This is a genomic window from Pseudomonas sp. FP603, from assembly GCF_030687415.1.
GTDB classification, from domain to species: Bacteria; Pseudomonadota; Gammaproteobacteria; order Pseudomonadales; family Pseudomonadaceae; genus Aquipseudomonas; species Aquipseudomonas wuhanensis.
On the sequence record NZ_CP117431.1, the window covers coordinates 2926788 to 2946732 of the forward strand.

The 19945-nt window shown below is 60.7% G+C and carries 14 protein-coding genes and 1 pseudogene; 5 read left to right on the forward strand and 10 right to left on the reverse strand.

All coding sequences use genetic code 11. From position 1 onward, the window contains the following. Positions 1 to 39: 39 nt before the first annotated feature. The 4 genes from PSH65_RS13680 to PSH65_RS13695 all read left to right on the forward strand — a co-directional run bounded on the left by PSH65_RS13680 (position 40) and on the right by PSH65_RS13695 (position 3713). Positions 40 to 429 (forward strand): RidA family protein, encoded by a 390-nt coding sequence (locus PSH65_RS13680; RefSeq protein ID WP_038982964.1) that lies wholly within the window; start codon positions 40 to 42, stop codon positions 427 to 429. A 171-nt stretch (positions 430 to 600) separates the two neighbouring features. Beyond that, positions 601 to 1365, forward strand: a complete 765-nt coding sequence (locus PSH65_RS13685) for an IclR family transcriptional regulator (RefSeq protein WP_305426655.1) — start codon at positions 601 to 603, stop codon at positions 1363 to 1365. 39 nt (positions 1366 to 1404) lie between these two features. After that, positions 1405 to 2622 (forward strand): amino acid deaminase, encoded by a 1218-nt coding sequence (locus PSH65_RS13690; protein ID WP_305426656.1) that lies wholly within the window; start codon positions 1405 to 1407, stop codon positions 2620 to 2622. Positions 2623 to 2780: 158 nt separating this feature from the next. Continuing rightward, positions 2781 to 3713, forward strand: a complete 933-nt coding sequence (locus PSH65_RS13695; protein WP_305426657.1) for a sugar kinase — start codon at positions 2781 to 2783, stop codon at positions 3711 to 3713. A gap of 188 nt (positions 3714 to 3901) precedes the next feature. Here PSH65_RS13695 and PSH65_RS13700 read toward each other — a convergent pair whose 3' ends face one another. Together PSH65_RS13700 and PSH65_RS13705 are read right to left on the reverse strand one after the other, a co-directional pair. Beyond that, positions 3902 to 4177 carry a peptidylprolyl isomerase gene (locus PSH65_RS13700; protein ID WP_007898282.1) on the reverse strand — a complete coding sequence of 92 codons (276 nt, stop codon included), beginning with the start codon at positions 4175 to 4177 and terminating at the stop codon, positions 3902 to 3904. Positions 4178 to 4243: 66 nt separating this feature from the next. Next, positions 4244 to 6781, reverse strand: a pseudogene (locus PSH65_RS13705) (PAS domain S-box protein). 119 nt (positions 6782 to 6900) lie between these two features. On the opposite strand from PSH65_RS13705, the gene PSH65_RS13710 reads away from it, so the two are divergent. Continuing rightward, on the forward strand, positions 6901 to 8010 hold the full coding sequence (locus PSH65_RS13710; protein ID WP_305426658.1) for a PilT/PilU family type 4a pilus ATPase: 1110 nt from the start codon (positions 6901 to 6903) through the stop codon (positions 8008 to 8010). Between the two features lie 111 nt (positions 8011 to 8121). Here PSH65_RS13710 and PSH65_RS13715 read toward each other — a convergent pair whose 3' ends face one another. From PSH65_RS13715 to PSH65_RS13750, 8 genes are all read right to left on the reverse strand, one after another. Further along, the gene (locus tag PSH65_RS13715; protein WP_305426659.1) at positions 8122 to 10077 is read right to left on the reverse strand and encodes an acetoacetate--CoA ligase; all 1956 of its coding nucleotides are present in this window, start codon (positions 10075 to 10077) and stop codon (positions 8122 to 8124) included. A gap of 144 nt (positions 10078 to 10221) precedes the next feature. Beyond that, positions 10222 to 10995 carry a 3-hydroxybutyrate dehydrogenase gene (gene hbdH / locus PSH65_RS13720; protein WP_305426660.1) on the reverse strand — a complete coding sequence of 258 codons (774 nt, stop codon included), beginning with the start codon at positions 10993 to 10995 and terminating at the stop codon, positions 10222 to 10224. 7 nt (positions 10996 to 11002) lie between these two features. Then, positions 11003 to 12394 carry a GntP family permease gene (locus PSH65_RS13725; protein WP_305426661.1) on the reverse strand — a complete coding sequence of 464 codons (1392 nt, stop codon included), beginning with the start codon at positions 12392 to 12394 and terminating at the stop codon, positions 11003 to 11005. 305 nt (positions 12395 to 12699) lie between these two features. Then, a complete protein-coding gene (locus tag PSH65_RS13730; protein WP_305426662.1) occupies positions 12700 to 14115 on the reverse strand; it encodes a sigma-54-dependent Fis family transcriptional regulator in 1416 nt (471 codons plus the stop codon). A gap of 158 nt (positions 14116 to 14273) precedes the next feature. Further along, positions 14274 to 15854 carry an ABC transporter ATP-binding protein gene (locus PSH65_RS13735; protein ID WP_305426663.1) on the reverse strand — a complete coding sequence of 527 codons (1581 nt, stop codon included), beginning with the start codon at positions 15852 to 15854 and terminating at the stop codon, positions 14274 to 14276. Between the two features lie 27 nt (positions 15855 to 15881). Beyond that, positions 15882 to 16904 carry an ABC transporter permease gene (locus PSH65_RS13740; protein ID WP_305426664.1) on the reverse strand — a complete coding sequence of 341 codons (1023 nt, stop codon included), beginning with the start codon at positions 16902 to 16904 and terminating at the stop codon, positions 15882 to 15884. After that, positions 16904 to 17965: a microcin C ABC transporter permease YejB gene (locus tag PSH65_RS13745; protein ID WP_305426665.1), complete on the reverse strand. Its 1062-nt coding sequence runs from the start codon at positions 17963 to 17965 to the stop codon at positions 16904 to 16906. The genes PSH65_RS13740 and PSH65_RS13745 overlap by 1 nt, the downstream gene beginning before the upstream one ends. Beyond that, complete coding sequence (locus PSH65_RS13750) at positions 17965 to 19833, reverse strand: extracellular solute-binding protein (RefSeq protein WP_305426666.1); 1869 nt, start codon at positions 19831 to 19833, stop codon at positions 17965 to 17967. Before PSH65_RS13750 ends, PSH65_RS13745 begins: the two co-directional genes overlap by 1 nt. Positions 19834 to 19945: the final 112 nt, after the last annotated feature.

Here is a 19945-nt window from a genome sequence, read left to right on the forward strand (position 1 = left end):
TTTACAAAAGAATTTTACTTTCAATCAGGAGAAACACCCATGAGCATTACTCGTTACGGCACCGGCAGCACCGCCGGTGGCGGCCAGCCCCGTCCTTTCGCCCGCGCCGTCGAAGCCGATGGCTGGCTGCACGTGTCCGGCCAGGTGCCGGCGCTGGATGGTGAAATCATTGTGGGCGGTATCGTCGAGCAAACTCACCAGACCATGAAAAACCTGATCGCGATTCTGGAGGAGGCCGGTTACGGTCTGGAAGACGTGGTCCGTACCGGCGTGTGGCTGGAAGACCCGCGGGATTTCTGGAGTTTCAACAAGGTGTTCTCCGAGTACTTCAAAAGTGAACACGCACCGGCCAGGGCCTGCGTGCAGGCGAACATGATGGTCGATTGCAAGGTTGAGATTGACTGCGTCGCGTACAAGAAAAAGGCCTGAACCGCGGCGCGCCCATCGCGGGCAAGCCCGCTCCCACAGGGATGGAAGGTGTGTCTGCAACCTGTGGCAGCACATAGAACCCTGTGGGAGCGTGGCTTGCCCGCGATGGCGGCCTAACAGTCGCCGCAGCACTCTGGGTAAACTCCCGGCATATTAATGGGAACCACTGACATGACCGAAGACACCATCAAGCGCCGGGCTCGCGGTCTGGACCGGGCGTTCGACATTCTCGATTTCCTCAAGGAAATTGGCCAACCCCTGCGCCCGAACGAAATCGCCAGCGGCATCGGCAGCCCGAAATCCACGGTCTACGAACTGGTCGCGTCCTTATTGGAACGGCGCATTCTCGAACCGGTGGGCAAGGACGGTCACGTTTACCTCGGTCGTCAGCTGTACTTCCTCGGGCAGGCGCATTTGCGCCATTTCGACCTGACCCGCGAGGCCGATCTTGCCTTGCAAGAGATCGTCAGCCAGACCCGTGAAACCGCGCAGATGTGCCTGCTCAATGGGCGCAAATACACCGTGGCGTTGATGAAAGAGGGCGAACGACATTTCCGCATTTCCTCGGACATCGGCGAGAACGCGCCGATCCCCTGGACCGCTTCCGGGCGCCTGTTGCTGGCGCATCTGAGCGATCAGGAGATCGTCGATTTGATCGACCCCGACGACTTCATCCTGCCCGGCGGTGAACTCCTGCCGCTGGAGCAGTTTCTTGAAGAAATCCGCCAAGCCGGTATCGATGGGTTCTTTTCCTTCGATAGTGTCGCCGACACCTTTACCCATTGCTTCGCCGCCCCGGTCAAAGACCCGAACGGCGTGGCCATTGCTACCCTGTGCATCGTCGCCCCACGGGCCGATGCGAAGAACAATTACAACGAGTATCGCCGGGTGCTGATCGACAGCGCCAACAGTCTCGCCCGTCGCATCAACGAATAACAGCGGCTGCCTGCGGCCGCGAATGTGAGGAGTTCGACCATGTTTTCTGCCAAAAATACTGCCACCGTGGAAAAGGGCTTTGCCCACACAGGCGCCAATCTTGTGCGCGACGTCAGCCTGCCTGCGCTGGTGCTGCACCGCGACGCGCTGGAACACAACATTCGCTGGATGCAGGACTTCGTCAGCAACAGCGGCGCGGAACTGGCGCCGCACGGAAAAACCAGCATGACCCCGGCGCTGTTTCGTCGCCAACTGGACGCCGGTGCCTGGGGCATCACCCTGGCCAGTGCCACGCAAACCCGCGCGGCTTACGCTCATGGCGTGCATCGGGTGCTGATGGCCAACCAATTGGTCGGCACGCCGAACATGGCCCTGATCGCCGATCTGTTGGCAGACCCGACCTTCGACTTCTATTGCATGGTCGATCACCCGGATAACGTCGCCGACCTCGGCGCGTATTTCGCTTCGCGCGGTGTGCGCCTGAACGTGATGATCGAGTACGGCGTGGTCGGCGGTCGTTGTGGTTGCCGCACCGAGGCCGAAGTGCTGGCGCTGGCCAAGGCTATCGCGGCTCAACCGGCGCTGGCATTGACCGGCATCGAGGGTTACGAAGGAGTGATTCATGGCGATCACGCGGTGAGCGGCATCCGTGCGTTCGCTGATTCTTTGGTGCGCCTGGCCGTGCAATTGCAGGACAGCGGCGCGTTTGCCATTGCCAAGCCGATCATCACGGCGTCGGGTTCGGCCTGGTACGACCTGATCGCCGAGTCGTTCGAAGCGCAGAATGCCGGCGGGCGTTTCCTCAGCGTGCTGCGCCCCGGCAGTTACGTGGCCCACGACCATGGCATCTACAAAGAAGCGCAATGCTGCGTGCTCGACCGTCGCAGCGACCTGCACGAAGGTTTGCGCCCGGCGCTGGAAGTCTGGGCGCACGTGCAGTCGTTGCCGGAACCGGGTTTCGCGGTGATCGCCCTGGGCAAGCGTGACGTGGCTTATGACGCCGGTTTGCCGGTGCCGTTGCTGCGTTACAAGGCCGGCGTGGTGCCGGCGATCGGCGAGGACGTGAGTGCCTGCAAGGTGACGGCGGTGATGGACCAGCACGCGTTCATGACCGTGGCGCCGGGGATTGAATTGCGGGTGGGCGATATCATTTCGTTCGGTACTTCACACCCGTGCCTGACGTTCGATAAATGGCGCATTGGGTGTTTGGTGGATGCGCAACTGAATGTCATCGAAACCATGGAAACCTGTTTCTAAGGTTCGGAACCCAGGCGCGGCCATCGCGGGCAAGCCCGCTCCCACAGGTTTTTGGGTGTGGTTGCAATCGGTGGCCATTCACAAACCCCTGTGGGAGCGGGCTTGCCCGCGATGACGGCCTAACAGACAACATCGCACTACCAGAGACCTCCACATCAATGAACAGCATCAGCCCCCTGGGCCCCAACACCCCGCGCATCGCCCTGATCGGCGAATGCATGATCGAATTGCAGCAGCGCGCCGACGGCTCCCTGCAACAAAGCTTCGGCGGCGATACCTTGAACACTGCGGTCTATCTGGCCCGTGAACTGGGCGATGGCGGCACGGTGGATTACGTCACTGCCCTGGGCGATGACAGTTTCAGCGACGCGATGTGCCAGAGCTGGGCCAGCGAAAACATCGGGCTGGACATGGTCCAGCGTTTGCCCGGTCGCTTGCCCGGCCTGTATTGCATCCAGACCGATGCGGCCGGCGAGCGGCGTTTTCTCTACTGGCGCAACGAAGCGGCGGTGCGCGATTGCTTTACCACCCCGGCGGCCGCGCCGATCCTGGCGGCGCTGCCGGATTACGACGTGTTGTATTTCAGCGGCATCACCTTGGCGGTGCTCGGTGTGCAGGGGCGGGAAAAACTTCTGGAAACCCTGATCGAAGCCCGGCAGCGGGATGCGCGGATCGTGTTCGACAACAATTATCGACCACGCCTGTGGGCGTCAATTGAAGAGGCACGGGCGGCTTATCGCAGTGTTCTGCCCTATATCGACCTGGCGTTGCTGACGGTTGACGACGAGCAGGCGCTGTTCCACTTTTCCGATTGCGCGGCGGTGTTTGCCGCTTACGAGCAGATGGGCACACCGGAAGTGGTGCTCAAGCGCGGCGCCGAGGCGTGTCTGATTCGCTGTGACGGTGAGTCGTTCGAAGTGCCGGCGCAGGTGGTCGAACGGGTAGTGGACACCACGGCGGCGGGGGATTCGTTCAGTGCGGCGTATCTGGCTTGTCGGCTCAAGGGCGGCAACCCGGTTGAAGCTGCCGAGGCGGGGCATCGGTTGGCGAGTCAGGTGATTCAGGTGCCGGGGGCGCTGATCCCGAGATAAGCGGTGGATGGCCGCTTGCTGCGCAACCGGATCGCGGGCAAGCCCGCTCCCACAGAGATTTATGAGTTGCCCACGATTGCACTCACATCACCGCTCCCACAGGTTTTTTTGTGTGGCTGCAATCTGTGGCAATTCACAACCCCTGTGGGAGCGGGCTTGCCCGCGATGAGGCCCTAAAGCCAAGCCCATCAATCCCGGTAAAACACCTGCACCAGGTGATACCCGAACTTGCTCTTGATCGGCCCATGCACCACCCGCAGTGGTTTTTTGAAGATCACCGCATCGATCACGCCGACCATCTGCCCGGGCCGTACTTCGCCCAGGTCGCCGCCGCGTTTGCCGGACGGGCACGTGGAATATTTCTTGGCCAGCACATCGAAGGCTTCGCCCTTGGCGATGCGTTGTTTGAGCTGCTCGGCTTCTTCCGAGGTTTTCACCAGGATATGGCGGGCTTGGGCTTTCATTGGCAGTACCTTGCAACGGTGGTGGCTATGTTGGTGCCAGCGTGGGGCGCGCGATTATGCCTTAACTCAGTCCGCTTGGCCGATCATCGTGCGAATCTTGTTGGCCAACAGGTCAATGGAAAAGGGTTTGGCCACCATGTCCATGCCTTCGTCCAGGAAACCCTGGCGTTCGGCGGCTTTTTCCGCATAACCGGTCATGAACAGCACCTTCAGACCCGGGCGATGCTGACGCGCGATTTCCGCCAGTTGCCGACCGTTCATGCCCGGTAGCCCGACATCGGTCACCAATAGATCCACGCGCAGATCGGACTCCAGCAAGGGCAGTGCGGCCTTCGCGTCTTCGGCTTCATGGGCGTGATAACCCAACTCATTGAGCAGGTCGAGCACCAGCATGCGCACCGCCGGATCGTCTTCCACCAACACCACGGTTTCACCGGCAATCGCTGCCGGTGTTTCGCCGTTGAGCGGCTCCAGAGTGTGCTCCGGCACCGCGACGTGCAGCCGTGGTAAATACAGGCGAACGCTGGTGCCCTGGCCCGGCAGGCTGTGAAGGCTGACGTGCCCGCCCGACTGTTGGGCGAAACCATAGATCATCGACAGTCCAAGACCGGTACCCTGGCCGATGGGTTTGGTGGTGAAGAACGGGTCGAAGGCCTTGGCCAACACTGACGGGGTCATGCCGGCGCCGTTGTCGCTGACGGCAATCATCAGGTAATCCCCGGCCCTGACCGGTTCCAAGGGGGTGATGTCGCTACCGTCGAGGTGAACGTTGGCGGTTTCGATCACCAACTCGCCGCCTTCGGGCATTGCATCCCGGGCATTGATAACGAGGTTGAGCAGGGCGTTTTCCAGTTGGCTGACGTCAGTGCTGACCGGCCAGACTTCATCGGCCAGCTGCATTTTGAGCTCGATATGGTCGCCCTTGGTCCGGCGGAACAAATCTTCCAGGGAATGCACCAGCTGGTTGGCATTCAGCGGCTTGCGATCCAGCGACTGACGCCGGGAGAACGCCAGCAGGCGATGGGTCAGGGCGGCAGCGCGGTGGGCCGAAGACACCGCGGCTTCGGTAAAACGACCGATCTCGGCGGCACGCCCGTCGGCGATGTAGCGTTGCATCAAATCGAGGCTGCCGATGATCCCGGTGAGCATGTTGTTGAAGTCATGGGCGATGCCGCCCGTGAGCTGTCCCACTGCTTCCATTTTCTGCGCATGCCGCAAGGCGTCTTCGGCGCGCTCGCGCTCGAACATCTCGTTTTGCAGTCGCTGGTTGGCTTCGGCCAGTTGTTGGGTGCGGGCGCTGACGCGTTCCTCAAGGGTTTCGTTGAGGTTGCGCAGGGCTTCTTCGGTGTGTTTGCGCTCGGTTTCGTCGATTACGAAGATTTAAAAACCATTGACCGCGCCGTCCGAGCCATGACGGGGCAGGTAGTTCATCAAGGCCTGACGGGTGCTGCCGTCGCGGTGCGCGGCGCTGATGCTGAAACTGCAGGCCTTGCCTTTCAGCGCCTCGGCAATGTATTCGGCGCGCAAGGCATAGGCTTCGTCGCCCAGCACTTCACGGATGGTGCGGCCGTAAAGCTCCTGAGGCGTCAGGCCGTACCATTCCAGATAGGCGGCATTGTTGAGGCGAAAGCGCTCCTCGCTGTCGACGTAACTGATCAGGATCGGCATGGCGTTGATGATCAGCTGCAGCTCGGTCTGGCTTTGGCGCAAGGCCTGTTCGATGTGTTTGCGTTCTGTCAGATCGAGTGCTGCGCCAAGGAAACGGATGGGCCGACCATGATGGTCCTTATAGCAGCGGCCTCGGGCAAACACCCAGCGCAATTGGCCGTCGGCTTGCAGCAAGCGATATTCCTCGGCGTACTCGCTGCCATGGGTGATGCAGTGCTTGATGCTGCGGGCAATCATGGCGCGGTCTTCCGGGTGTACGCCGTGGAGGTATTCGCTGATGGGCAACTGGCTGGCCAGGCTTGCGTCGACGCCATGCAATTGGGCGAAGTGGGCATCGGCGATGAAACGGTCTTCGCCGATGTCCCAGTCCCAGGTGCCGACGGCATCGGTGGCGGCCAGCGCCAATTGCAGGCGCTGCTCGGTTTCCTGCTGGGCCTTGAGGCTGGCGGCGGAACGTTGCTCGAGTTCCAGGGCGATGCGGCGGCGTTCGTTGGTTTCGATGGCCGTGACCAGAATCCCGGCGACCTCGGCGCTTTCATTGCGAATGGGGCTGTAGGTCAAATCCAGCCAGAAGTCGGAATCTCGCCCGTCGCGCTGCAAGGTAAAGCGCTGTTCGCTGTAGGTCCGCACCTGGCCCTGTAGGACGGCGCTGTAAATCGGGTCGGTGAAGTCTTTCAGTTCTGGCCAGATCTGGTGCGTCGGTTGTCCGAAAGCGTGAGGGTGTTTGCTGCCCGCGAGGAAGGCGAAGCCGTCGTTGTAGATCTGGGTGAGCTGCGGGCCCCATAGCAACAGCATCGGCATTGGCGAGTGAATCACAATGTCCACGGCGGTGCGCAGGCTTTGCGGCCAGTGATCGGCGGCGCCCAGCGGGTTGTTTGTCCAGTCCAGTCGGGCAATCAAGGCCTGGGCGTCGCTGGCGGTCGGTGGTGCGTTCATCACAATGTCCTGCGTGTCAGTCGGTGTGGCGGCGTCTACTATCCTTGCATGGCGGTAGACGCTGGATGACCCGTTTGGGGTCATTTTTTCAATTGAATGCTTCGCGGGTGCTTTTTGCCATGGAAATCGATGCACTGTTGCAGATTCTGGCCAGCCGCAATGGCTCCGATCTTTACCTGTCCACGGGCGCGCCACCCAGTGCGAAATTTGACGGTGTGCTCAAAGCCCTGGCCGAGCACCCGTTCAAGCCGGGTGAAGTCGCGGCCATCGCGGCGTCCATTATGGACGCCGAACAGCGCCTGGAGTTCGATCGCGAACTGGAAATGAACCTGGCGCTTTCCCTGGCCGGGGTCGGGCGTTTTCGGCTCAATATCTTCAAGCAGCGCAACGATGTGTCTATCGTGGCGCGCAACATCAAACTCGACATTCCACGCTTCGAAGACCTGAAGTTGCCACCGGTGCTGCTCGAAACCATCATGCTCAAACAGGGGCTGATACTGTTCGTCGGTTCGACCGGTTCGGGCAAGTCGACCTCGCTGGCAGCACTGATCGATTACCGCAATCGCCACAGCAGCGGCCATATCATCACCATCGAAGACCCGGTCGAGTTTATCCATCGGCACAAGAAGTCGATCATCAACCAGCGCGAGGTCGGCGTTGATACCCGCAGTTTTCATGCAGCATTGAAAAACACCCTGCGCCAGGCGCCGGACGTGGTGCTGATCGGCGAAATTCGCGATCGCGAGACTATGGAGCACGCGCTGGCGTTTGCCGATACCGGTCATCTGGTAATTTCCACGTTGCATGCGCACAACGCCAATCAGGCGCTGGACCGCGTGATCAATTTCTTCCCCGAAGAACGTCGCACGCAACTGCTCCATGACCTGGGCAATAACCTCAAGGCCTTTGTTTCCCAGCGGTTGGTGCGGACCCGCGATGGGCAGCGCCGGGCGGCTGTGGAGGTGATGCTGGGAACGCCGACCATCGGCGACCTGATCCGGCGCAATGAGTTTTCCGAGCTCAAGGGCATTATGGAAAAGTCTTCAGAGGCGGGGATGCAGACGTTTGATGGGGCGCTGTTCGCGCTGTTCGCCGAGGGCGCGATTGATGAGGCAGAGGCGTTGAAGCATGCGGATTCGGTGAACAACTTGCGCTTGCGCCTGAAAATGCACGCCGAGACTACGCCCGGGCCCCATACACCGCCGGGGGAATGGGGGTTAGTGGACTAGCGCTGACAACGACGAGCAAATGTGGGAGCGGGCTTGCTCGCGAAGACGATTTCACATTCAACATGGATGTTGGTTGATAGACCGCTTTCGCGAGCAAGCCCGCTCCCACAGTCAGTCGTTCAGTTCAGGGCGGTCACGAAACTGCTCCAGGGCTTCGGGGTTGGCCAGCGCATCGGTGTTTTTCACCTTCTGGCCATGCACCACATTCCTTACCGCCAGCTCGACCACCTTGCCGCTGATGGTGCGCGGAATGTCCGTCACCGCGACAATCTTCGCTGGCACATGCCGTGGTGTGGTGTTGGCGCGGATGACCTGGCGAATCTGTTGTTGCAGCGCTTCGTCCAGTTGGACACCGTCGCGCAACTTCACGAACAGCACCACCCGCACGTCATCCAGCCATTGCTGACCGATGGCAACGCTGTCCAGCACCTGCGGAACTTTCTCCACCTGACGATAGATTTCCGCCGTGCCGATGCGCACGCCGCCGGGGTTGAGTACCGCGTCGGAGCGGCCGTGGATCAGCATCCCGCCGTGGGGCAGTTGCTCGGCGTAATCGCCTTGGGCCCAGACGCCGGGGAACAGGCTGAAATAGGACTTTCGCAGCTTTTCCCCATCAGGGTCATGCCACAAACCGATGGGCATCGCCGGAAAGTGTCGGGTGCACACCAGCTCGCCTTTTTCCCCGATCACAGGCTGCCCGGCGTCGTTCCAGACTTCCACCGCCATGCCCAGGCCCTTGCACTGCATTTCGCCACGGCGCACCGGCAGCACCGGATTGCCGATCACAAAGCACGAAACGATGTCGGTGCCACCGGACATTGAAGACAAGCACAAGTCAGACTTGAACGCGCGATACACGAAATCGAAGCTCTGCGGCGACAGCGCGGAACCGGTGGACAGCACGGTTTTGAGGCTGCTCAGATCATGACTTTCGCACGGCTTCACGCCATTGCTTTCCAGCGCGGTGAGGAACTTGGGACTGGTGCCGAAGACGTTGATGCGTTCGTCGTCGATCAGGTCAATCAAGCGCTCCGGGCCTGGATGAAACGGCGAGCCGTCGTACAGCACCACGGCGCTGTCGACGGCCAGGGCCGAGACCAGCCAGTTCCACATCATCCAGCCGCACGTGGTGTAGTAGAACAAGCGGTCGCCGGGGCCGAGATCGGTGTGCAGGCCATGTTCCTTGACGTGTTGCAGCAGCACGCCGCCGGTGCAGTGAACAATGCATTTCGGCACGCCGGTGGTGCCGCTGGAATAGAGGATGTACAGCGGATGGGCGAAGGGCACGGGAACGAATTGCGGCTCGCCGCCCGGGTCGTAGAAATCGTCCCACAACGTCACGTTGGCCTGGCTACGGAAGTCTTCGATGCGCGCCTGGGGGCGTGCGTAAGGGACAACGATCAACTGCTGCAAGGACGGCAGTTGCCCGAGGATTTCGTTGACCTTGGTGGTCTGGTCGATGCCCTTGCCGGCGTAACGGTAACCGGCGCAAGTGATCAGCACTTTCGGCTCGATCTGGCCGAAACGGTCGATCACCCCGTGGGTGCCGAAGTCGGGTGAAGAACAGGACCAGATCGCGCCAAGACTGGTGGTGGCGAGCATGGCCACCAGGGTTTGCCAGGTGTTCGGCATGCACGCGGCCACACGGTCGCCGAGGCCGACACCGGCAGCTTTCAGGCCGTTTTGAAAACCGGCGACATGGCTCGCCAGTTCAGCCCAGGTCAGTTGTTCCCGCTGGCCGTTTTCGCCGATGGCCACTACTGCCACGGCATCGTCGCGACGACGTAGCAGGTGTTCGGCGAAGTTCAGCGTGGCGCCGGGGAACCACTGGGCGCTGGGCATTTGCGTGCCCTCTATCAGTACCGCGTCGGGCTGATCGTGAAAACGGATGTCGAAGAAATCGACGATGGCCTGCCAGAAAGCTGCCCGCTGATCGATGCTCCATTGGTGCAGGGCAGGGTAGTCGGCGATCTCAAGGGTGTGTCGCTGATTGACGAAGCGCCGGAAGGCCTCCATGCGGGACTTGCCGATGCGCTCGGTGCCGGGTTGCCAGAGGATGTCGGACATGGCTTGGCCTCTCTCGTTCCCACGCTCTGCGTGGGAATGCCTCAATGGACGCTCCGCGTCCGCTTTGGGACGCAGAGCGTCCCGGGCTGCATTCCCACGCAGAGCGTGGGAACGATCAGTGTCTGGGGGGGGGCTAGCGGCGAGTTACTGCGCCAACCACCCACCATCAATATTCCACGCTGCGCCACGCACCTGGCTACCGGCTTCACTGCATAAAAACAGCACCAACTCGCCCAGTTGCGGCGGTGTCACGAATTCCAGGGACGGCTGCTTCTCGGCCAGCAAGTCGTGTTGCGCCTGCTGCGGGTCGATCCCCGTCGCGGCGCGATCATCGATCTGCTTCTGCACTAGTGGCGTCAGTACCCAACCCGGGCAGATGGCGTTGCAGGTGACGTTCGTCGTAGCGGTTTCCAGACCGACCACCTTGGTCAGGCCGATTACACCATGCTTGGCCGCGACGTACGCCGCCTTGCCCACCGAACCGACCTGGCCATGCACCGAAGCGATGTTGATGATCCGTCCCCAGCCCTTGGTGCGCATCCCCGGCAAACTCAAGCGGGTGCTGTGAAACACCGACGACAGGTTGATCGCAATGATCGAGTCCCAGCGCTCCACCGGAAAATCTTCCACCGACGCCACGTGCTGGATGCCCGCGTTGTTGACCAGGATATCCACGCCACCGAACTCACGCTCGGCGTACTCGATCATGTCGGCGATCTGCGCCGGGTCGCTGACATCAGCGGGATGATGACCCACCTTGCCACCGAATTGCTCGACCTCGGCCATCACTTTGGACGCATCGCCGAAACCGTTGAGGATCAGGTTGGCGCCAGCCTTGGCCAGGCTCAGGGCTATCCCCAGGCCGATGCCGCTGGTGGAACCGGTGACCAGTGCGGTCTTGCCCGAAAGAGTCGTCATGAATACCTCACACAATGCCAGTGGCGTAGAAAGTACCGATCACCACAAAAACAGCGAGTGTCTTGATCAGCGTAATACAGAAAATGTCTTTGTAGGCCTCGCGGTGGGTCAAACCGGTGACCGCCAGCAAAGTAATCACCGCGCCGTTGTGCGGCAGGGTGTCCATGCCGCCACTGGCCATCGCGGCGACCCGGTGCAGCACTTCCAATGGAATATTGGCGGCGTGGGCGGCGCTGATGAACGTCTCGGACATCGCCGCCAGGGCGATACTCATGCCGCCCGACGCCGAACCGGTGATACCGGCCAGCAGGGTCACGGTAATCGCTTCGTTGACCAGCGGGTTGGGAATGCTTTTGAGCCAGCCAGACAGCACCAGAAAACCCGGTAGCGACGCGATCACCGCACCAAAACCGTATTCCGACGCCGTGTTCATCGCCGCCAGCAGCGCGCCGCTGACCGCACTTTTACTGCCTTCGGCCAACTTGCCGCGAATCGTCTGAAAGGCGAACACCAGCACCATGACGATGCCTACCAACAAGGCTGCCTGGACCGCCCAGATCGCTGTCAGCTTGGCGATGTCGGTAGTCACCGGGGCGGCCATGCCTGGCAGCGACAGGCTGTGCGTCTTGCCGTACCACTCTGGAATCCAGCGGGTGAACAGCAGGTTCATCAGGCCCACCATCAACAGCGGCGACAGCGCGATCCAGGGGTTGGGCAGCTTGATGTCCGGCGCGGTTTCCGGCTCATTGCGCAGCACTGAACCATACCCTTCACCGCTGCGCTGGGCCTTGTTGCGCTGGCTCTGAAGGAACAGCATGCCGGCACAGAACACGAAAATCGTGCCGATCACACCCAGCCACGGCGCGGCCCAGGCGGTGGTGTTGAAGAAGGTACTAGGGATGATGTTCTGGATCTGCGGCGTGCCGGGCAGAGCGTCCATGGTGAACGAAAATGCGCCGAGGGCGATGGTCGCCGGGATCAGGCGCTTGGGGATATTGCTCTGGCGGAACATCTCGGCGGCAAACGGGTAGACCGCAAACACCACCACAAACAGCGATACGCCGCCGTAAGTGAGCAGGGCGCAGACCAGCACGATCACCAGCATGGCCTGACGAGTGCCGAGCAAGCGAATTGCTGCTGCGACGATGGAGCGGGAGAAGCCCGACAACTCGATCAGCTTGCCGAACACGGCACCGAGCAGGAACACCGGGAAATACAGTTTGACGAAGCCGACCATTTTTTCCATGAACACCCCGGTGAAGACGGGGGCAACGGCGGAAGGGTCGGTGAGCAGGACGGCGCCGAGGGCGGCGATCGGGGCAAAGAGGATAACGCTGTAGCCACGGTAGGCAGCCACCATCAGCAGCGTGAGAGCTGCCAAGGCAATGATCACACTCATGGTGTGTCTCCTTCGATTGTTATTTTTGTAGGGTGAAGCTTTGTGGGAAGGGCTATAGCGAGTTTCGTGCCAGTCAGTTAACACATTGAAATATAAAGAAATTATTTATTTTGTGTGCTGGCTTTTATTTATTTGTCTCTATTTTGAGACTTCTATTGACGGGTCTGGCGCTTTCGCGAGCAAGCCCGCTCCCACAGTTTGACCGGATCGCTCAGAGGAATACGGTCGAATGTGGGAGCGGGCTTGCTCGCGAAGAGCGCGCAGCGCTCAGGAGGCTATATCTACCAATAGAGATCAATGTCTCTTTATGGAGACTCCGCAATCCCCAACGCCACCATCTTTTTGTACAACGTCGACCGCCCCAACCCCAATCGCGCCGCCGCTTCGATAACCTTGCCGCCGCATTGCGCGAGGGCGGATTCAATCAACTGTCGATCAAACCGTTCGCGAGCCTCACTAAAGCTTTCATGGGCAATCGGTTGAACGGGCAAAGGCGCCACTCGCTCCACCGGCGTAAAACTACCAATTGCCGCGCGGATGTCCGCCGCGTTAAGCATCAAATCATCACTGAGCAACGCCGCGCGTTCCAGGACGTTGCGCAGTTCTCGGATGTTCCCCGGCCAGGCGTGTTGACCCAACAAATCCAGGGCTTCGGGGTTCAGTTCGTGCTGACTGCGCAGCTCTTCGAGGATCGCTTCACTGAGGGCCGGCAGGTCGTCGAGGCGATCACGCAGGGGCGGGACCTGGATCGGCAGCACGTTGAGGCGGTAATACAAATCGGCACGAAACTCGCCGCGTTTGATCGCCGCTTCCAGATCGGTTGACGTGGCCGCGATCACCCGCACATCGCTCTGGATCACTTCGTTGGAGCCCACCGGTTCGAATTCCTTTTCCTGCAGCACCCGCAGCAATTTGCTTTGCAGTGGCAACGGCATGTCGCCGATCTCATCGAGAAACAGCGTGCCGCCCTGAGCGATTTGCAACTTGCCGGTGCGGCCCTTGCGGTCAGCGCCGGTGAACGCGCCGGGGGCGGTGCCAAAGAACTCGGCTTCCAGCAGCGACTCGGGAATCGCCGCGCTGTTGATACTGACGAAAGCTTTGTGCGCCCGCGGCGAGGCGCCGTGGATCGCCTGGGCCAGCAGCTCCTTGCCGGTACCGGTTTCACCGAGCAGCAACACCGGTGACTCTGCGCTGGCGCTGCGCCGGGCGCGGCGTTTGACTTCCAGGCTGGCGGCGCTGGTGCCGATGAAATGGGCGAAGTTGTACTTGGTCTGCCTCGCCCGCAACAGCGAGCGGGTCGAGGCCAGTTCTTCCTGCATGCTCAGGTAGCGCTTGAGCATCGGCGACAGGCTGCGCAATTCATCGAACAGGGCAAAACCGATGGCGCCGATCACCGCGCCGGCATCGTCGTGAATCGGCAGGCGCATCACCACCAGCGGTTCCTTGGGGGTGTCCTGCATGTCCAGCAGGATCGGCCGTCCGGTGCGCACCACCTCGCGCAACAGGCTACCGGGGATCACGCTTTCGCAGGCCCTGCCGATGGCACCTGCGGCCGACTCCAGACCGAAACGCCGGGCATAACGCTCGTTCATCCAGACGATGTTTGCGTCGCGGTCGACAATCACCGTGCCCTCGCTCGATTGCTCGATGATTTCGAACAGCGAACGGATCGCCAGGGAGCGAACGCGCTGGTAGTCCTTGAGGCTTTCGGTGGTGTTCATGGGGCTGATCCTGATTAAGTATTGCCTGTGCTGGTCCAATCGCGGGCAACCCCGCTCCCACGGGATTTGGCGTTGCCGCTGAATGTGGGCACGACATAAAACCTGTGGGAGCCGGGCTTGCCCGCGATGGCCGCGACGCGGTTCATCGGCGTACGGGATTATGCCAACCCCGGATGCGCCGCCGCCAACAGCTCTTTGGTATACGGATGCTGCGGCGACTCGAACACATCATGGCTCGCGCCGCTTTCCACTACTTTGCCGTCCTTGATCACGATCATGTCGTGGGCCAGGGCGCGCACCACCGCCAGGTCGTGGCTGATGAACAGGTAGGTCAGGCCATGTTTCTCCTGAAGCTGGCGGAGCAGGGCGACCACTTGTTTTTGTACCGTGCGATCCAGTGCCGAGGTCGGTTCGTCGAGCAGGATCAGCGCCGGTTTCAACACCAGCGCGCGGGCAATGGCGATGCGCTGGCGCTGGCCACCGGAGAATTCGTGCGGGTAGCGATGACGGCTTTGCGGGTCGAGGCCGACTTCTTCCAGCACCCGGATCACTTGGGCTTCGCATTCGTCCGGGGTGGACTGGCTGTGCACCTCAAGGCCTTCACTGATGATCTGCGCCACCGACATCCGTGGGCTGAGACTGCCAAAGGGGTCCTGGAACACCACCTGCATCTTCTTTCGCCACGGTCGCAGCTGCTTTTGCGTCAAGCCATCCAGGGCCTCACCCTGAAAGCGAATGCTGCCCTTCGAGTCGAGCAAGCGCAGGATCGCCTGACCAAGCGTGGACTTGCCCGAACCGGACTCGCCGACGATGCCCAGCGTCTTGCCACGCTGAACATTCAGGCTAATGCCATCCACCGCGCGCAGGTAAGTTTTACGCTGAAACAGGCCACCACCGATGGCGAACTGCACCTGCAAATTATCCACTTCCAGCACTTTTTCGCGCTCATCCCGGGGCAGGGCTTCGCCTTCCGGTTCGGCGTTCAATAGTGCGCAGCTGTAAGGATGTTTAGGCTCGGTGAACAGCGTTTCGCAAGGTGCCTGCTCGACGATTTCCCCTGCGTGCATCACGCACACCCGCTGGGCCATGCTGCGCACCAGATTGAGGTCGTGGCTGATCAGCAGCAGCGACATGCCAAGCTGCTGTTGCAGGGATTTGAGCAGCCGCAGGATTTTGCGCTGCACCGTCACATCCAGCGCGGTGGTCGGCTCGTCGGCGATCAGCAATTCCGGTTCGCAGGCCAGGGCCATCGCGATCATCACCCGTTGCCGCTGGCCGCCGGAAAGTTGGTGGGGGTAGGCCTTGAGCCGCTCTTCGGGTTTCTGGATGCCTACCAGTTGCAGCAACTCAATAATCCGCGCTTGCGCCGCTTTGCCACCCAGCCCTTTGTGCAGCAGTAGGGTTTCGCCGATCTGTTTTTCGATGCTGTGCAGCGGATTGAGGGAGGTCATCGGCTCCTGGAAGATTATCGCGATCCGGTTGCCGCGCAGTTCGCGCAAGACTTTAGCGTCGGCGCCGATCAATTCCTGGCCGCGATAACGAATGCTGCCGGTGGTTTGCGTACCGTTTTCGAGCAGCAGTTGCAGGATCGAGTGGGCGGTCACGGACTTGCCGGATCCGGACTCGCCGACCAGCGCCAGGCATTCGCCGGGGCGAATGTCCAGGCACAGGTTGCGCACCACGGTCTGGCCGCTGAAGGCCACGCTGAGGTCACGGATTTCGATCAGGTTGTCACTCATATCAACAGTCCGCTTCAAGAACATGGATCAAGATCGTGGATCAAAGGCATCACGCAACGCCTCGCCAATGAACACCAGTAAAGAAAGAATCAGCGCCAGGGTGAAAAACGCTGTGAGACCCAGCCACGGTGCCTGCAGGTTCTGCTTGCCTTGGCCGATCAATTCGCCCAGGGACGCACTGCCGGCCGGCATGCCGAAACCGAGGAAATCCAGCGCCGTGAGAGTGGAAATCGCCCCGGTCAAAATGAATGGCAAATAACTCAGGGTGGCATTCATCGCGTTGGGCAGAATGTGCCGCACGATCACCTTGCGGTCGGTCAGGCCCAGCGCACGGGCGGCCTTGACGTATTCCAGGTTGCGCCCGCGCAGGAACTCGGCGCGCACCACGTCCACCAGGGCCAGCCAGGAGAACAGCGCCATGATTCCCAGCAGCCACCAGAAATTCGGCTCGACGAAGCCCGACAGAATGATCAGCAGGTACAGCACTGGCAGCCCCGACCAGACTTCCAGCAAGCGCTGACCGAGCAGGTCGACCCAACCGCCGTAATAGCCTTGCAGCGCACCGGCGGTGATGCCGATCAACGCGCTGATGAAGGTCAGCGCCAGTGCGAACAGAATTGATACCCGCGCCCCGAAAATCACCCGGGCCAACACGTCCCGGGCCTGATCGTCAGTGCCTAGCCAGTTGACCTTCGAGGGCGGGCTCGGTGCCGGTTGGTTGAGGTCGTAATTGGGCGTGTCATCGCTGAACGGGATCGGCGGGAACAGCATCCAGCCGCCATCCTTGTGGATCAGCTTCTGTACGTAATCGCTGCGGTAATCGGCCTGGAATGGCAGCTGACCGCCAAATTCCTGTTCGGTGTGGCGTTTGAAGGCCGGGAAATACAGCGAGCCCTGAAAACTGACCATCAGCGGTTTGTCATTGGCGATCAGCTCGCCGCCCAGGGTTAACAGGAACAGGCCGATAAACAACCACAACGACCACCAGCCCCGGCGGTTTTTCTTGAAACGCTCGAAACGGCGACGGCCCAGCGGCGAGAGCTTGAACATCAGGCGTTCCTCGCGGCGAAGTCGATACGCGGGTCGACCAGGGTGTAGCAGAGGTCGCCGATAAGTTTTATCAGCAGGCCGAACAAGGTGAAGATGAACAGCGAGCCGAATACCACCGGATAGTCCCGTGACACCGCGGCTTCGTAACTCATGCGCCCCAGGCCATCGAGGGAAAAAATCACTTCGATCAACAGCGAGCCGGCGAAGAAAACGCTGATAAAGGCCTGGGGAATTCCCGACACCACCAGCAGCATGGCGTTGCGAAACACATGGCCGTAAAGCACCTGGCGTTCGCTCAAACCCTTGGCCCGGGCGGTGACCACATACTGACGGGTAATTTCATTGAGGAAGGAGTTTTTGGTGAGGATGGTCAGGGTCGCAAAGCCGCCGACCACCAGGGCCGTTACCGGCAGCACCAGATGCCAGAAGTAATCGGCGATTTTACCCACCGTCGACAGCGACTCGAAGTTGTCCGAAACCAGGCCGCGCACCGGAAACCAGTTCAACGAGGTGCCGCCGGCGAAGACCACGATCAGGAACATCGCGAACAGGAACGCGGGCATCGCGTAACCGATGATGATCGCGGTGCTGCTCCAGATATCGAAATGGCTGCCGTGGTGCACAGCCTTGCGGATACCCAGCGGAATCGACACCAAATAAGTGATTAACGTCGCCCAGAGCCCAAGGGAAATGGTCACCGGCATTTTTTCCAGGATCAGGTCGGTGACCTTGGCTCCGCGGAAAAAGCTCTTGCCAAAGTCGAGCCGGGCGTAGCTCTTGAGCATCAACCACAAGCGTTCCGGCGCCGGCTTGTCGAAGCCGTATTGCTTCTCGATCTCCTTGATCAGCTGCGGATCAAGCCCACGGCTGGCCCGGGAACTGCCGTGCATCGTCTCGCTGGAACTACCGCCGACACTCGCGCCGCCAATGCCTTGCAGCTGCGCGATGGCCTGTTCCACCGGACCGCCCGGTGCGGCCTGGACGATAACGAAATTGACCAGAAGAATGATCACCAGTGTCGGAATGATCAGCAGCAAGCGCCGCAGTACGTAAGCCCACATCAGTGCGGCCCTCCGGGTTTGCCGCGTTTGATCAGTTCGGCGGTCATCTGTTGGTTGGTCAAGGGGGTGGAACTCACTTCCCACCAACTCTCGATGGCTTCGTCATTGCTCGCCTGTACAGAGGGAATGCCGAAGCGGTTCCACCACACGGTCGAGCTGCCTGGCGGGTAATAATTGGGAATCCAATAGAAGTTCCATTGCAGGACTCGGTCCAGGGCATGGGCGTAGCGCAGCATGTCAGCCTGGGTGGTGGCGCGAACCAGGCCGTCGATCAGCGTATCGACCGCCGGGTTCTTCAGCACCATGTAGTTGTTGGAGCCGGGATCGTTGGCCGCCACCGAGCCAAAGTAGTTGTACAGCTCGTTGCCCGGCGAAGTGGTGACCGGGTAGCCGGTGATGATCATGTCGTAGTCCCGGGACATCAGGCGATTTACGTACTGGGAGGCGTCGATGCGGCGAATATTCAGGTCGATGCCGATTTGTTTCAGGGTGCGCTTATAAGGCAGCAGCAATCGGTCGATGCCGTTCTGGCTGATCAGGAAGGTGAAGCTCAGCGGTTGACCTTGGGCATTGACCAGTTGATCGCCATCGGGTTTCCAGCCGGCCTGTTCGAGCAAGTCCAGGGCCTGCAGCTGTTTGTCGCGTATCACGCCGCTACCGTCAGTTTTCGGGGCTTCGAAGACCTGGGTGAAGACTTCGTCGGGGATCTGCCCGCGCAACGGCTCGAGAATCGCCCGCTCACCCGCGTCGGGCAGTTGTCGGGCGGCGAGGTCGGTGTTGGAAAAGAAGCTCTGCTGGCGGATGTACAGCTCGCGCATCATCTGCCGGTTGCTCCATTCGAAATCCCAGAGCATGGCCAGCGCCTGGCGCACGCGGCGGTCCTGGAACATCGGGTTTTGCAGGTTGAACACAAAGCCCTGGGCCGATTGCGGCGCCTCTTTGGCCAGGTGAGCCTTTTGCAGTCGACCGTCGCTCAGGGCCGGGCTGTCGTAGCCGATGGAGTAGGCGGTAGCGGAGAATTCGCGGTTGTAATCGTAGGCGCCGCCACGCAGAACCTGTCGGGCAACGTCGGTATCGCCGAAGTACTCGATGCTGAAATGATCGAAGTTGTAGAGGCCGCGGCTGACCGGTAAATCCCTGGCCCACCAGTCGGCGTTACGCTCGAAGGTGATGCTGCGCCCGGAATCGACTTTACTTACCCGGTACGGCCCGCTGCCCAGCGGTGGCTCGTAACCACCGCCACTGGCGAAGTCGCGGGTCTTCCACCAGTGCTCGGGAAATACCGGCAAGGTCGCGATATCGAGGGGCAGGGTGCGGTTTTCGTTGCTCTTGAAGTCGAACCGAATGGTGAGTGGTGACTCCACTTCGACGCCTTTGACGTCGGCAAATTGCGTGCGATAGCGCAGGCTGCCCTGGGTCATCAGCAGGTCGAAGGTATAGCGCACGTCTTCGGCGGTGATCGGCTTGCCGTCGGCGAAACGGGCCTTCGGATTCAAATAGAAACGCAGAGACAGTCCGTCGTCGGAACGCTCCATCTGTTGGGCCACCAGGCCGTAAACGGTATAGGGCTCGTCCAGCGAGCGCTGGGCCAGGGGCGAGTAGATCAAGCCGTCGATCTGCGTGACACCCGTACCTTTGTCGATGTAAGGCAGCATATGGTCGAAATGACCGATTTCCATCGCCGAGCGACGCATCGTGCCGCCCTTGGGCGCTTGCGGGTTGGTGTAGGCGAAATGGCTGAAGCCAGCGGGATACTTCGCCGGTTCACCGTACACGGTCAGCGCATGTTGCGGTGTGGCGTTCACACCGACGGCGCCCAATAACAGGGCCACGGCAGTGAACAACAAAGTAGGGAAAACCAGTCGCATTGTCAGCCTTAGAGCCGGGTGGTCGATAACCACAATTTGTACGCTAGCGGCGCGTCCCTCGCCAGCCGTATCACGTAACGAAAACACAACGGCCCACCAAAAGGCGGGCCGT

Coding starts and splice junctions, on each gene's coding strand:
- PSH65_RS13700 (WP_007898282.1), bottom strand. CDS start 4,177: ATGAAAGCCCAAGCCCGCCATATCCTGGTGAAAACCTCGGAAGAAGCC.
- PSH65_RS13710 (WP_305426658.1), top strand. CDS start 6,901: ATGGAAATCGATGCACTGTTGCAGATTCTGGCCAGCCGCAATGGCTCC.
- PSH65_RS13725 (WP_305426661.1), bottom strand. CDS start 12,394: ATGAGTGTGATCATTGCCTTGGCAGCTCTCACGCTGCTGATGGTGGCT.
- PSH65_RS13745 (WP_305426665.1), bottom strand. CDS start 17,965: ATGTGGGCTTACGTACTGCGGCGCTTGCTGCTGATCATTCCGACACTG.
- PSH65_RS13715 (WP_305426659.1), bottom strand. CDS start 10,077: ATGTCCGACATCCTCTGGCAACCCGGCACCGAGCGCATCGGCAAGTCC.
- PSH65_RS13690 (WP_305426656.1), top strand. CDS start 1,405: ATGTTTTCTGCCAAAAATACTGCCACCGTGGAAAAGGGCTTTGCCCAC.
- PSH65_RS13695 (WP_305426657.1), top strand. CDS start 2,781: ATGAACAGCATCAGCCCCCTGGGCCCCAACACCCCGCGCATCGCCCTG.
- hbdH (WP_305426660.1), bottom strand. CDS start 10,995: ATGACGACTCTTTCGGGCAAGACCGCACTGGTCACCGGTTCCACCAGC.
- PSH65_RS13735 (WP_305426663.1), bottom strand. CDS start 15,854: ATGAGTGACAACCTGATCGAAATCCGTGACCTCAGCGTGGCCTTCAGC.
- PSH65_RS13740 (WP_305426664.1), bottom strand. CDS start 16,904: ATGTTCAAGCTCTCGCCGCTGGGCCGTCGCCGTTTCGAGCGTTTCAAG.
- PSH65_RS13730 (WP_305426662.1), bottom strand. CDS start 14,115: ATGAACACCACCGAAAGCCTCAAGGACTACCAGCGCGTTCGCTCCCTG.
- PSH65_RS13680 (WP_038982964.1), top strand. CDS start 40: ATGAGCATTACTCGTTACGGCACCGGCAGCACCGCCGGTGGCGGCCAG.
- PSH65_RS13685 (WP_305426655.1), top strand. CDS start 601: ATGACCGAAGACACCATCAAGCGCCGGGCTCGCGGTCTGGACCGGGCG.
- PSH65_RS13750 (WP_305426666.1), bottom strand. CDS start 19,833: ATGCGACTGGTTTTCCCTACTTTGTTGTTCACTGCCGTGGCCCTGTTA.